General features: G+C 49.6%; 13 protein-coding genes. 4 read left to right on the top strand and 9 right to left on the bottom strand.

Annotated features, from left to right (window positions below; translation table 11 throughout):
- The first annotated feature begins 51 nt into the window (after positions 1 to 51).
- Together ASC49_RS03350 and ASC49_RS03355 are read left to right on the top strand one after the other, a co-directional pair.
- Complete coding sequence (locus ASC49_RS03350) at positions 52 to 648, top strand: COG3904 family protein (RefSeq protein ID WP_055461802.1); 597 nt, start codon at positions 52 to 54, stop codon at positions 646 to 648.
- An 18-nt stretch (positions 649 to 666) separates the two neighbouring features.
- Positions 667 to 960 carry a DUF1289 domain-containing protein gene (locus ASC49_RS03355; RefSeq protein WP_055461803.1) on the top strand — a complete coding sequence of 98 codons (294 nt, stop codon included), beginning with the start codon at positions 667 to 669 and terminating at the stop codon, positions 958 to 960.
- Here ASC49_RS03355 and radA read toward each other — a convergent pair.
- From radA to glnK, 4 genes are all read right to left on the bottom strand, one after another.
- Positions 957 to 2,342: a DNA repair protein RadA gene (radA, locus tag ASC49_RS03360; RefSeq protein WP_055461804.1), complete on the bottom strand. Its 1,386-nt coding sequence runs from the start codon at positions 2,340 to 2,342 to the stop codon at positions 957 to 959. The two genes, ASC49_RS03355 and radA, sit on opposite strands and share 4 nt — an antisense overlap.
- A 113-nt stretch (positions 2,343 to 2,455) precedes the next feature.
- The gene (locus ASC49_RS03365; RefSeq protein WP_055461805.1) at positions 2,456 to 3,985 is read right to left on the bottom strand and encodes a bifunctional GNAT family N-acetyltransferase/carbon-nitrogen hydrolase family protein; all 1,530 of its coding nucleotides are present in this window, start codon (positions 3,983 to 3,985) and stop codon (positions 2,456 to 2,458) included.
- 137 nt (positions 3,986 to 4,122) lie between these two features.
- Positions 4,123 to 5,388, bottom strand: coding sequence for an ammonium transporter (locus tag ASC49_RS03370; RefSeq protein WP_055461806.1), 1,266 nt, complete (start codon positions 5,386 to 5,388; stop codon positions 4,123 to 4,125).
- Positions 5,389 to 5,427: 39 nt separating this feature from the next.
- Positions 5,428 to 5,766 (bottom strand): P-II family nitrogen regulator, encoded by a 339-nt coding sequence (gene glnK / locus ASC49_RS03375; protein ID WP_055461807.1) that lies wholly within the window; start codon positions 5,764 to 5,766, stop codon positions 5,428 to 5,430.
- A 463-nt stretch (positions 5,767 to 6,229) separates the two neighbouring features.
- Between glnK and ASC49_RS03380 the strand changes: the two genes are divergently transcribed.
- Entirely contained in the window at positions 6,230 to 6,475 is a 246-nt protein-coding gene (locus tag ASC49_RS03380) for an accessory factor UbiK family protein (RefSeq protein ID WP_055461808.1), read from the top strand.
- A gap of 8 nt (positions 6,476 to 6,483) precedes the next feature.
- Here ASC49_RS03380 and ASC49_RS03385 read toward each other — a convergent pair whose 3' ends face one another.
- Positions 6,484 to 6,699: a TIGR02450 family Trp-rich protein gene (locus ASC49_RS03385; protein ID WP_055461809.1), complete on the bottom strand. Its 216-nt coding sequence runs from the start codon at positions 6,697 to 6,699 to the stop codon at positions 6,484 to 6,486.
- A 70-nt stretch (positions 6,700 to 6,769) separates the two neighbouring features.
- Here ASC49_RS03385 and ASC49_RS03390 point away from each other — a divergent pair, with 70 nt between their 5' ends.
- On the top strand, positions 6,770 to 8,287 hold the full coding sequence (locus ASC49_RS03390; protein ID WP_055461810.1) for a YifB family Mg chelatase-like AAA ATPase: 1,518 nt from the start codon (positions 6,770 to 6,772) through the stop codon (positions 8,285 to 8,287).
- Between the two features lie 47 nt (positions 8,288 to 8,334).
- On the opposite strand, the gene ASC49_RS03395 is transcribed toward ASC49_RS03390, so the two are convergent.
- The 4 genes from ASC49_RS03395 to ASC49_RS03410 are packed head-to-tail and all read right to left on the bottom strand — an operon-like array spanning position 8,335 to position 13,215.
- Positions 8,335 to 10,440: a TonB-dependent siderophore receptor gene (locus ASC49_RS03395; RefSeq protein ID WP_055461811.1), complete on the bottom strand. Its 2,106-nt coding sequence runs from the start codon at positions 10,438 to 10,440 to the stop codon at positions 8,335 to 8,337.
- 44 nt (positions 10,441 to 10,484) lie between these two features.
- Positions 10,485 to 11,255 carry a Fe(3+) dicitrate ABC transporter ATP-binding protein FecE gene (fecE, locus tag ASC49_RS03400; protein WP_055461812.1) on the bottom strand — a complete coding sequence of 257 codons (771 nt, stop codon included), beginning with the start codon at positions 11,253 to 11,255 and terminating at the stop codon, positions 10,485 to 10,487.
- A 2-nt stretch (positions 11,256 to 11,257) separates the two neighbouring features.
- Complete coding sequence (gene fecD / locus ASC49_RS03405) at positions 11,258 to 12,217, bottom strand: Fe(3+) dicitrate ABC transporter permease subunit FecD (protein ID WP_055461813.1); 960 nt, start codon at positions 12,215 to 12,217, stop codon at positions 11,258 to 11,260.
- The gene (locus ASC49_RS03410; protein ID WP_055461814.1) at positions 12,214 to 13,215 is read right to left on the bottom strand and encodes an iron chelate uptake ABC transporter family permease subunit; all 1,002 of its coding nucleotides are present in this window, start codon (positions 13,213 to 13,215) and stop codon (positions 12,214 to 12,216) included. The genes fecD and ASC49_RS03410 overlap by 4 nt, the downstream gene beginning before the upstream one ends.
- Between the last annotated feature and the right edge of the window lie 3 nt (positions 13,216 to 13,218).

Here is a 13,218-nt window from a genome sequence, read left to right on the forward strand (position 1 = left end):
GTTATCAATTGAGATGCCAAGCCGAGACAAGATAAGGAGTTTAGCACCGTGATGATCCAGCGAGTTCGTATTTTTTATGGCATGTGTTTTACTTTACTGGTGTTGAGCGGATGTGCTGCTCCAAAAGCTACCCAGTCGTCAGCACAAGTAGAGCCCGTGTCCATTTTTGTAGAAGACGACATCGCGTATTTATCCGGTCTTTTGACCAGCCATTTGCCACAGCAACTGAAACAGGCATTAAGTAGTCACCCTAATGTGACGGATTTGGTGTTAGTGGACGTGCCTGGCTCAAGTGATCAGTTAGCGACGATGGAAGCCGCCCGAATGATTCGCCATTTAGGGCTTAATACTCATATTGCCCAGACGGGTTATGTTTTGTCAGGTGGCGTAGACTTATTCTTGGGAGGAGTAGAGCGCACCATAGGCGCAGGGGCTGGCGTTGGGGTGCATTCTTGGCGTGATACCCAGAATTGGGGTGATGAGATCAACCTGGCCGATCCGGTACACGCTAGCTATGTAAATTTCTATCTTGAAATGGGGGTGCCAGAACGTTTTTATTGGTTTACCTTGGATGCTGCTCCTGCGGAACGCATTTATTTCTTGTCCCCAGAAGAGATTTACGATTATCGTTTAGTGACCGACCCATAACGCTTAGAGGTGCATGACATGGAGCAGATTGAATTATTTCACATCGACAGCCCATGTCGTGGCATTTGTGAGTCAAGTAGCAAAGGTTACTGCAAAGGTTGTTTGCGTAGCCGAGAAGAGCGTTTTCATTGGCATGAAATGAACGATGGGCAAAAACGTCAAGTGATTCAGTTGTGTCGTAGTCGCTGGCAACGCATCTTGAAAGCGAAGCAAGATCGTTTAGATGAGCTAAGTGATAAAAACCTGCCTTATGGTATGGAAGGCGAAGACGTGCAAGACCTCTTCGCCACTCCCATGTCTTCCGAACACTAACCAAAAATCGCATCAAGTGCTTCGGATAAGCGTTCAACGCCCACCACCGTCATGCCCTCGATAGGTTTCTTAGGACAATTACCTTTTGGCACCACAGCACGTTTAAAGCCGTGTTTGGCGGCTTCGCTGATGCGCTCTTGACCAGATGGTACCGGACGAATCTCGCCAGACAGACCCACTTCCCCTAATACCACTAAATCATGTGGCAGTACTTGATCACGGAAGCTTGATACTACCGCGGCAATAGCCGCCAAATCGGCAGACGTTTCTAATACCTTGACCCCTCCGACCACGTTCAGGTACACATCCTGATCGGCGGTCATTAAACCACCGTGTTTGTGCAAAACGGCTAATAGCATCGACAGACGATTATGGTCAAAGCCCACGGTGACACGACGTGGATTTCCCAGTGCCGAATCATCAACAAGTGCCTGAAGCTCGACCAGTAAAGGTCGTGTGCCTTCCCAAACCACCATCACAAGACTGCCTGCGGCGGGGTGTTTGGAGCGGTTTAAGAAAATAGAACTTGGGTTCTTTACTTCTTTCAGGCCGTTTTCCAACATGGCAAAGACGCCGAGTTCGTTGACAGCCCCAAAACGGTTTTTCATGCCCCTTAGGGTACGAAAACGGGAGTCCTCTGAGCCTTCTAGCAGCACGGAACAATCGACCATATGTTCTAAGACCTTTGGTCCTGCTAAGGTACCGTCTTTAGTCACGTGGCCCACCAGCAGCACCGTGGTTTGGGTTTGCTTGGCGAAACGCGTCAGCACTGCCGCGCTTTCACGTACTTGAGACACGCTGCCGGGGGCCGACTCAATACCGTCTAAATGCATTACCTGAATAGAGTCGATGACCATAACTTTTGGACGTACTTGCTCTACCACTGCAAGAATGCCTTCTACACTGGTTTCAGACAGCATTTTTAGATTTTTGGTTGGCAAGCCTAAGCGATGGGCACGCATCGCGACTTGTTGCAAAGATTCCTCACCGGTCACATATAAAGCGCTTTGCTGTTGCGCCAGCCAGCACATGGTTTGCAATAACAGAGTACTTTTCCCCGCCCCAGGATGCCCCCCAATCAGTACGACGCCTCCGGGGACTAAACCGCCGCCGAGGACTCGGTCAAATTCACTAGCCCCTGAGCTAAACCGCGGCATATCGCCAAGGTCAACTTCGGACAGGTCTTGAATCCCTGTGGTGGCCCCAGCATAGCCTTTACGCCCCGCTTCTTGGGTGGCTGCCACGCGAGCCGAGGTTTTGCCCGTGCTGACTTTGAACTCTTGTAAGCTGTTCCATGCGCCGCAGGCCTGACATTGGCCTTGCCATTTTGCGTAGTCTGCGCCGCATTCGTTGCAGACAAAGGCGGATTTTGCTTTTGCCATGACTGATTGGTTCCTAATTTTAATGACGTAAAAACGACAGAAACAAAACAGCCGCTAGGGCTAGCGGCTGTTAGATGGAGTCCCTGATAGCAATATGGTATCAAAGAGTCGGCTTATTTTCTGTTCCAAGTGATGGAGTATAAATCCAAGCGGCGGTCTTTTAGGTTATTCACTGAACCTTCACTGCGTACTAGCTTAAGTTTATCCAAGTCCAAATCCGAGAACATTAACATCTCAGTGTTAGGTGTCGTTTCAGCCATGGTCGCATCGTGCGGGAAAGCAAAGTCAGAAGGTGAGAACACCGCTGCTTGAGAATACTGAACATCCAAGTTCTCAACCTGAGGTAAGTTGCCACAACTACCACAAATGACAACATAACATTCGTTCTCAATGGCGCGAGCTTGAGCACAACGGCGCACACGTAGGTAACCATTTTTGGTATCGGTCCAGAATGGTACGAACAGAATGTCCATATCTTGTGAAGCCAAATGGCGACCAAGTTCAGGGAACTCTACGTCATAACAAATTAGGATACCAACACGTCCGGCATCGGTATCCCAGACGCGCACTTCATCACCGCCTTCGATGACCCAGTCACGGCGTTCGTGTGGTGTGATGTGAATCTTACGTTGCTCTTCAATGGTTCCGTCACGGCGACACAGGTAGCTGGAGTTGTACATAACATCGTCTTCGATCAATGGCATAGAGCCGGTGATGATGTTGATGTTGTAGCTGACCGCTAGCTGAGACATTTCGCTGACAAAGCGATCCGTGAATGAAGCCAAGAAACGAATCGCTTCTGTTTGATTGGTCTGATCCGGCGCCAAGCCCATTAACGGGGCATTGAAAAACTCAGGGAAGAGAGCGAAGTCACTCTTGTAGCTCGATAACGCATCAATAAAGTATTCCACTTGCTTGAGCAATTCTTCAACGCTGTCCACTTCACGCATTTGCCATTGTACCGCACCAATACGAACTTGGGTTTTACGGTATTCCAGTACCGTATCTTTTTCCGGCTCGTAAAAGATGTTTTTCCATTCAAGTAGGGTCGCGTAGCCGCGTGACTTTTCGTCTTCTGGTAGGTATTTAGTCAAAAGGCGCGTGACTTGGAAGTCGTTTGATAATTGGAACGTTAGGATAGGGTCGTAGATTTTACGACGGTCAACCGCTTCCAAGTATTCGGCAGGTGTCATTTCATCTGCGTGTTGGTAGTAGTTTGGAATACGGCCACCAGCAAGAATGGCGATCAGGTTTTCTTGGCGGCACAACTCCTTACGGGCTTCATAGAGACGACGTCCTAGGCGATAGCCACGGTAATCTGGATCAATCAAGACGTCTAGACCGTATAGAGCATCACCATCTTCATCGTGGTGAATGCGTTCACGCTGGTCGACTAAGTCATCGTATGTGTGCGGGTTACTGAAGCGCTGATAATTGACTTTCACCGCGAGCGCCATACCAACGATTTTGTCGTGGTCAACCAAACAAATCTGACCGTCAGGTAGGTCTTTAATCAAGTTGTGAATTGTGTGTTTGGGCCATGATCCACCAATATCGTGGTAGATACGGTCCATTAATTCTTTAACTTGTGGGTAGTCATCCAAGGTTAAGTTGCGGATCTTTAAATGTAGATCTTCCAACATACAGTCTCCATAAAGGTGCTATCGATATTAAGACTATAACGTACTTTGATAGCGACTTTGCAAATGTTGTGGGGTGAAATATGAAAAACCCTCGCAAGGGCGAGGGTTTTTCAAGGAGAGACTATAATCGTTAGCGATTATTTTTTGCTGAACTCTGGGTAAGCTTCCATACCACATTCAGAGATATCAACACCTTCGTACTCTTCTTCTTCAGAAACGCGTACACCCATGATGGCTTTGATAACCAACCAAACTACTAAGCTTGTAGCGAATACCCAAACGAAGATCGTTAGTGCGCCAGCGATTTGACCAGAGAAAGATGCACCGTCATTCGTTAGTGGCACGGCTAGTAGTCCCCAAAGACCCACGACACCGTGAACAGAAATCGCACCCACTGGATCGTCAATTTTTAGTTTATCAAGTGCTAGGATAGACGTTACAACAATCAGACCACCTGCGACACCGATTAGCGTTGCACCCAGTGCAGAAGGCGTAGATGGCTCAGCAGTGATGGCTACTAGACCTGCTAGGGCACCGTTTAGAAGCATGGTTAGATCCGCTTTACCAAATAGGATTCGAGCTAGCATCAAGGCCGCTACGGCACCACCGGCTGCGGCAGCATTCGTGTTTAGGAACACCATGGCAACCGAGTTAGCGCTAGTGACATCGCCAAGTTTTAGTACAGAGCCACCATTGAAACCAAACCAACCCATCCAAAGGATGAAGGTACCTAGTGTGGCTAGCGGTAGATTAGCACCAGGAATCGCACGGATTTCACCGTTAGGACCGTATTTACCTTTACGAGCACCTAGTACCAACACACCAGCAAGTGCTGCTGCAGCACCGGCCATGTGTACGATGCCTGAACCGGCGAAGTCAGAGAAGCCCATATCGCCTAGGCTGTACATACCGAATACATCGTTACCGCCCCAAGTCCAAGAACCTTCTAGTGGGTAGATAACACCTGTCATCACGACTGCAAACGCTAAGAATGACCAAAGTTTCATACGCTCAGCGACCGCACCCGAAACGATAGACATTGCTGTTGCAACGAATACCACTTGGAAGAAGAAATCAGAAGCGCCAGAGTAAATTGAACCACCTTCGAAGCCGCCTTCACGACCAGCAAAGTCAGTTAGAGTAGAGGCTACGTCTACGTCTTGGATACCAGATAAGAACCAAGTGCCACCGTACATGATGGCATAGCCGCATACCAAGTACATGATACAAGAGATCGCAAACAGCGCGACGTTCTTAGTTAGGATTTCTGTGGTGTTTTTGGCACGTACTAGACCTGCTTCCAACATGGCAAAGCCTGCCGCCATCCACATAACCAGCGCGCCACACACCAAGAAGTAAAAGGTGTCCATGGCATATTGTAAGTGAAAAATTTGATCTTGCATGTTTCGCCCCCCTAAAGGCTTGTAAGATTGAAGCAGTCCTTAAACTGCATCTTCCCCAGTCTCGCCGGTACGAATACGAACCGCTTGCTCAAGGTTAACGATAAAGATCTTACCGTCGCCGATTTTGCCAGTGTTGGCCGCATTAGAGATGGCTTCCACAACTTGGTCGACCATGTCGTCCGCAATGGCTAGCTCAATTTTTACTTTTGGAAGAAAGTCCACAACATACTCTGCACCACGGTACAGTTCTGTGTGACCTTTCTGACGTCCGAAACCTTTAACTTCTGTCACAGTGATACCTTGTACACCGATTTCAGAAAGTGCTTCGCGAACATCATCCAGTTTGAATGGCTTGATGATGGCAGTGATAAGCTTCATACCCACAGTCTCCTTAGATTTAAGTCTGTCTTATGTCGTATCGCAGGTAATTGGGTATATTCAATATGTGTGCCAGCTTTGAAATCCGTGCCATAAAATCGTGCAAAGCCTTATCCAGTAAGCCTTGTAAAGAAATGGTGAGCTTGGATGCGTATTTGCCTCCCAATAAGAACGATCTAATAATATGGTGCGCTGGCACTGAGTTGGTGCAATGAGGGTTTGGAATAGGATATTTACGCTCTATGCAGAACTATTTGGTTGTTTTTTCTAGTTTTACAGAGTAATTGTCTGCCCTAATGGGGGGCGAAATCTATTTTTTAGCGATCTCTTAGTGATCATGCTCCTTTGAAGCTGCACTCTATCGACGCATTTCTCCTATTAGAGTTGAGGTGGAATTGTGTAAAGACATAATGCTACTGAGCATTTTATAATGAGGTACATCCTGCAAACGAATGAGGCAGCAATGATTGATCAATTTATTAAGCAACTAGGTACTGGATTAGAACAGGCGGCGAGCACCTTAGGTAAACTTCCTGCGGAAGAAATCCAAGCTCAGCTACAACAGGTAGCAAAAGACACGCTGACCAAAATGGATTTGGTAACCCGTGAAGAGTTTGAAGTGCAAGCTGCGATGCTGCAAAAGTACCGTGAGAAGTTAGCGCAACTAGAAGCGCGCTTGGCTGAACTTGAGCAAACCGAGCAGAAGTAACCGAGAGGTTACTTCCAACCCTGTTGCCAGTGATCATCGAGTAATGTTTGCCAAGGTTGCTGGTAAGTATTCTTGGTGTACACTGCTTCAAGGACAACATCGATCACCACGTCTTTCTCATCGCGAATCAGCTCGGTGACGATAAAATGCTTCTCTTTATTTTTGGGGACTTTGGCGGTCCACTTAGAGTGCAACAATTTATTAGGATTCAACTTTTGGGTCATAACTACCTCCACATAAGGATACGTGTGGAATAAAAAGTTGGATGCCTTGGCGAATAATCAAGGAGTGATAATGAGCCTAGCGACTATCTATAGCCGTGCCCGTGTTGGCGTATCGGCGCCTTTGGTGACTGTGGAAACTCATATTTCCAATGGCCTGCCATCTTTGAATATTGTGGGGTTGCCTGAGGCAGCGGTACGCGAAGCGAAAGATCGCGTGCGCAGCGCCATCATCAACAGCAAGTTTGAGTTTCCCCTACGTCGTATCACCATTAATCTCGCGCCTGCAGACTTACCCAAAGAGGGCGGTCGCTACGATTTGGCCATTGCCATCAGTATTTTGTTGGCCTCAGGACAATTAGGGGAAATGGAACTGCGCGATGCTGAGTTTGTCGGCGAGCTCGCGTTGTCTGGGGATTTACGTGGTATTCCGGGCGTTTTGCCATCGGCTATGGCTGCTAAAGAAGCGCAGCGCAAAATGATCGTGCCTGCGGACAATCGTAATGAAGCTGGCTTAGTGGATCATGAGGTGTATTTTGCCCATCATTTAACGCAGGTTACGGCGGCCTTAATTAATAAAGCGACATTATCGCGTTGCACGGCAGAAGTGATACAAGCCAGTGATACGACATTGATTAAAGATATGGCCGATGTCAAAGGGCAATACCAAGCTCGACGCGCATTAGAGGTGGCAGCGGCTGGTAGTCATAATTTACTTTTCGTCGGACCTGCTGGCACCGGTAAAACCATGTTGGCGTCTCGTTTACCCGGCATTATGCCACGCATGACTGAGTCAGAGGCTTTAGAAGTCGCAGCCGTGCAATCAGTTTCTGGGCGCAAAATGGGAGTCGACTGGCATTGGTCTGAACGCCCGTTTCGAAGCCCACACCATTCGAGCTCTGCGGCTGCGCTCGTTGGCGGTGGCTCAATTCCCAAACCCGGCGAAGCCTCACTGAGTCACTGTGGCGTTTTATTCTTGGACGAACTGCCCGAGTTTGACCGAAAAGTGTTAGAAGTGTTGCGCGAACCCTTGGAAAATGGCGAAGTGCACTTGTCCCGAGCACGAGGCCAAGTATCCTATCCTGCGCGATTTCAATTGGTGGCGGCGATGAATGCGAGCAATGAAGCCTACAGCGGCAGTGCTGATTATTATCAATCCAGTGCCAGTCAAAAATATCTACGCAAACTCTCGGCGCCCTTTCTTGACCGTATTGACTTGCATGTGGAAGTGCCCCCTTTACCTACGGAAGTATTAGTGAACCAAAACGAGGTCGGCGAGCCGAGCGCTGCGGTGCGTGCTCGTGTCGAAGCGGCGGTCGCACGACAGCGTGCGCGCCAAGGCGTGCAAAATGCCCACTTAAGTGGTCGTGAACTGGAGCGTATTTGTGCTTTAACTGATGCCGACAAGCACTTTATGCAGCAGGCATTAGAGCGTTTAAAACTCTCCGCCCGCGCCTATCATAGGGTATTGCGGGTGGCGCTAACGTTGGCGGATTTGGAAGGAGTGACTGTCGAGCGTAAGCATCTAATGGAATCCTTAAGCTATCGCAAGATGGAGAAAACCCTCGCCACAGTAGTGGGAGGAGGGTAGAACAAAAGTGTGTGGCGCAGGCCACACACTTAACTAAGACAAACGATTCAGAAATCGTATTGCGCACTCAGGTAAAGTCGACGACGCTCGCCAAGGTTCGAACCGATATTTCGGTTAAAGCCAGAGGTGGCGTAGACTTCGTCGGTGAGGTTCTTGATAGTGGCTTGTAGGGTCCAAGCATTGATCTGCGTTTGCCATGTGGCATCGTAGACCGTGTAAGGTTTCACTTTTTGATGGTCACGGTTGTACTGCTCGCTCACATACTCGGCACCCACTGACACAGACGATGAAAGGCTCGGCAAATCATAGCGAGTCCAAAGACCTAGCTGATGCAATGGCGAGTTTGAGAAGCGACGCGAGTCTCCAGCAGCAAACTGAATGCCATCGTCTGCGTTGGCTTCTTTGATAACCGTATCGTTGTAAGCGTAGCTTAGGTTGGCCACCCAACGATCGGTAATGTCCGCTAAGACATCAATCTCGGCACCTTGGCTACGTACCTTGCCGAGGGCGATTTTCATATCACTGTCATTTGGGTCTTCCTGAAGGACGTTTTCACGCTCAATATGGTACACGGCAACGTTGACGTTCAAGCTGTTATCTAGCCAGTAAGTACGCACACCGGCTTCCAGTTGCTGGCTTTGCTCTGGATCGAACGGGCCGCCGACAGAGGCTTGCTGGTCACTGGCGCTTTGTGGCTGATAGCCGGTTGAGAACGAGGTATATGGCTTAATGTTGTCAGACCATTGATAAGTGGCACCGACACGAGTATCCACACCTTGATCGGAGTAAGTCGCATTATTGGCGTTGTTCCGGTGATCGGTGAAGTCTTCTTCAAAATGGTTCAGACGTACACCAGCAACCAAATCTAAACGATTTGTCACCACCCATTGGTCTTGTACCAATAGCCCTAATTGCTGCGAAAGCGTTTGATTATTTTGGTTAAGCGATAAGTTATAGCTGCTGACATCGGCGTTGTAGATCGGGTTCGCTAGGCTTAAGGTCTCGGCATCATTAGAGCGGTAATACAGATAATCATAGGTATTGCGGGTGTAATCTGTGCCCACCAATAGGGTGTGGTCATTCAGGTCAAACACCAGATTACTGGAGATGCTGACACCTTCATTGCTGCGTAACTGATCACGGTATTGGCGGCGCACCGCATCGTTTATACCATCGCTGTCGGTATCGGTGAGGCCAAGGGATTCGTGGTAATTTTGCGCTTCCTCGCCCTTAAAGTAACGCACCCCCAGGTCCCAAGACACGGTCTCATTCAAGTATTGTTCAAGCTTGGCTTGGAAGGTTTCAGCGTCTAGTGCTTGCTGATCGTCTGGTTCGTTAGCATTCCAACTATCGTTCGCTAAGAAGTTACCATCGTCGTCGGTCGGAATGCCACGTAAACGGGCTCCATGAAGGGTTTGCTCAATATTGGTGTACTGTACTGTGAGCGTGGCATCGTCGTTGATATCCCAAGCGTAGCCAAGGTCGATGTTCTGGTTATCTTGGTCAACATTATTACGGTAGGAATCACTCTTGTCTTGATACAAAGACACGCGGTAGCGTTGGCTCGCGTCTTTATTGACTGGGCCAGAGCTAGACAGTTGCGCGGATGTGTAATCTTTATTGCCCGCGCCAAGCTTAATAAAGTGCTCTGGTTCATAGGTAGGCTTTTTCGACACATAATTGATCACACCGCCTGGCTCACCCGCACCATACAATGCGCCAGCAGGACCTTTGATGGCCTGCACTTGTTGCACGTTGACCAACTGCGGCACGGTGAAAAAATCTTTGTAAGGGTTACCACGCATGCCATCGTACAGCTGCTCATCTTGGTGAAACCCACGGAAAGTCACGGTTGACACATTGTCTTGCGACACACCGGAAATGGAGCGGTATAAGTCGGTGACTTGGTGGGCCGCTTGATCTTCAATCAGGGTGTCGGTTAGTACCTGTACCGATTGCGCGGTTCTATCGATGTCCGTATCCGTTCGTGTGCCAATGCTGGCGCTATCTTCCTTGTAGTGTGACAGGGCACGTCCTGTGACCACCAGCGTGTCCAGTTGCTGATCGGCAGAAACATCATCACTGGCGTTTGGCGCTGCGATCAGCGGCAAAGACAGCAATAACAGGCTAGAGGAAAGGATTGGATATTTCATGGCATCTTAGTCTTTTACAAGTTGAAGTAAGTAGCAGTCTGGGATCAATCTTCCACCACACACATGGGTGTGCCGGAGACGGGATCGCGGTGGATTTGGGCGTTTAGAGAAAACACCTCTTTGAGCATGGTTGAGGTGAGAACCTCTTCGGGGGAGCCTTGGTATTTCAGCTCGCCAGCTTTCATCACCACTAGGTGATCGCAGTAGCGTGCTGCTTGGTTAATATCGTGTAGCACGGTAACGATGGTTTTGCCTTGTTTATTCAGGCGTTGCAGCTGATGCATCAATTCCACTTGGTGGTTGATGTCCATGTAGGTAGTGGGTTCGTCGAGCAATAAGTAGGGCGTGTCTTGGGCTAATACCATGGCCAACCAAACGCGTTGGCGCTGGCCACCAGAGAGCTCGCTGACCAGTTGATTGCGCAGTTCAAAGGTGCCGGTTTGCTGCATCATCTGCTCAACGATCTGATGATCCTGATGGCTTAACTTGCCCCAAAAACCGGTATAAGGGCTACGTCCGTAAGCGACGAGGTCTTTTACTTTAATCCCTTCTGGGATCGGTTGCGTTTGTGGTAACAGCGCCAACTCTTTCGAGAGCTGCTTAGACGGATAGTCGTGTAGATTCTGGCCTTGCCAGCGGGCTTCCCCAGACATAGCTGGTAAGATGCGCGCAAAGCATTTGAGTAATGTCGATTTACCGCAACCATTAGGGCCCAGTAGGGCAATAAAGCGACCGTCGGGCAGCATTAAATCCATCTCTTTAACAATCGTTTGGCCATGGTAGCCAACACTGAGTTGGTGAGCGCTTAGGGACATAATTATTTCATCCTCAACAGTAGCCATAGGAAGTACGGGGCGCCAATGATGGCGGTTAAGATACCGGCTGGCAGCTCAATTGGTGGATCAAGCGTGCGTGCGGCCAAGTCCGCGGCGAGCAATAAGCAAGCACCAGTGAGCATGGTGGCGGGTAACAGGGCTTGATGGCGCCCGCCGACTAATTTTCGAGTCAGATGCGGTGCGACCAAACCGAGAAAACCAATCGGGCCGCAAATCGACACGCAGGCAGCGGTTAAGGCAACCGCAATGGCTAGACTCAATAAACGCAGCAGCTGTGGCGAGATACCTAGGCTGGTAGCGCTGTCGTCGCCAAGGTCCAATAGGTTTAAATATTTACTGAGTCCTAACGCGAGAGGTACTAAGACAAACCAAGGTAATAGCGCTTGAAGCTGCGGCCAGCCTCGTCCCCATAAACTGCCCGTCAGCCAAAGCAAGGCATTGTTAATTTCAAGTGGCTTGGTGAGCATCAAAAAGTCGATGCAGCTGGCCCAAAAGGCCGCGAGAGCGACCCCCGTGATGGCCAGTTTAATAGCGCTGCTGCGAGCACCGCATAGGTACCACAAGACCAAAGCCGCAAGAATACCGCCAGCCAAGGCGACTTCCGGTAGCCAGTCAATCGATGCACTGCTGAAATAGGTCATATAAAACACAGCCGCAAGCCCTGCTCCATGACTGACGCCCAAGACATCTGGGGAAGCCAGTGGATTACGGATCACCCCTTGTACCAGTGCACCGGATAAGGCGAGACCTGCGCCCACTAAGATGGCGAGGAAAATACGCGGCAAGCGATATTCATACACGGTAAAGTGCTGCTCTGAACCGACAGACAAGCCTTGCCAAACTTCTGATAAAGACAAGGACACAGCACCAAACAGCAAATTAGTGAGGCTTAAGACGATCAGTAAAATGATTGCCAGAGGGAAAAAACGTTGCGCGTTCATAGGGTGCGTTTTCTCACCAAGTAAATAAAGAAGGGAGCGCCAATCAGAGCAAGAATGGCTCCAGCAGGCGTTTCCATGGGATAGCTTACGGCGCGACTTAAGGTATCGGCCAAAGTGACTAAGGCCGCGCCAAGCACCATCGCAACGGGCAAAAAGATGCGATAATCTTGGCCCATTAATAAGCGCGCCATATGCGGTACGATTAGGCCGACAAAACCAATGCTGCCCACGGCGCTAATCGACGCCCCCACCAACACCAGTACCAAGACACTGCCGACCAGCTTGCTGCGCAATAAATTAATGCCAAGGTTACGGGCATTGTCTTCACCCAGCTGTAACAGATTAAGGGACGGAGCCAATAAAAACGCGCCGATCAATCCAATCAAGGCCACAGGCCAAAAGCTTTGCCATGTCTGCCAGCGGGCGTCAGCTAGACTGCCCGCTAACCAAGTCATTACCCCAGCGGCTTGATCTTCTTCCATAATAACGACAGCTTTAGTTAACGCTGCGCACAAGGCTGAAATGGCCACACCAGCCAACACTAAGCGGCCGTGTTCATTGCCGCCCATGCGCCACGCACTGCCTAATATCATTACCAGTAACCAGGCAAGACCGCCGCCTAACATAGCAGCAATCGAAGTCGTCAGGGCGCCGTATAAAAATGGAAGAGTGGAAACCAATGCCATACCCAGTGCCGCCCCAGCGTTAACGCCCAATACAGAGGGTGCCGCCAGCGGGTTACGGGTAAGGCCTTGCATAATGGTGCCTGCCGCGGCAAGGCTAGCACCAACCAATAGGGCGGTGAGCAAACGCGGCAACCGTAAATCGATCACGATTCGTTGAGCAATCACTTGGCTATCAAATGCTGTGATGGCATGCCATGCGTCTAGCCCAGTGACGGGCACCACTGACCAAGCAAATAGGTTCCACCAGCTGATCAGTGCTAAGCCTAGAAATAACAGCAGGCCTAGGCTTAGAGCCCGAAGAACAGGAGACATAAG

Origin of the sequence: Marinomonas fungiae (assembly GCF_001418205.1) — a bacterium.
GTDB classification, from domain to species: Bacteria; Pseudomonadota; Gammaproteobacteria; order Pseudomonadales; family Marinomonadaceae; genus Marinomonas; species Marinomonas fungiae.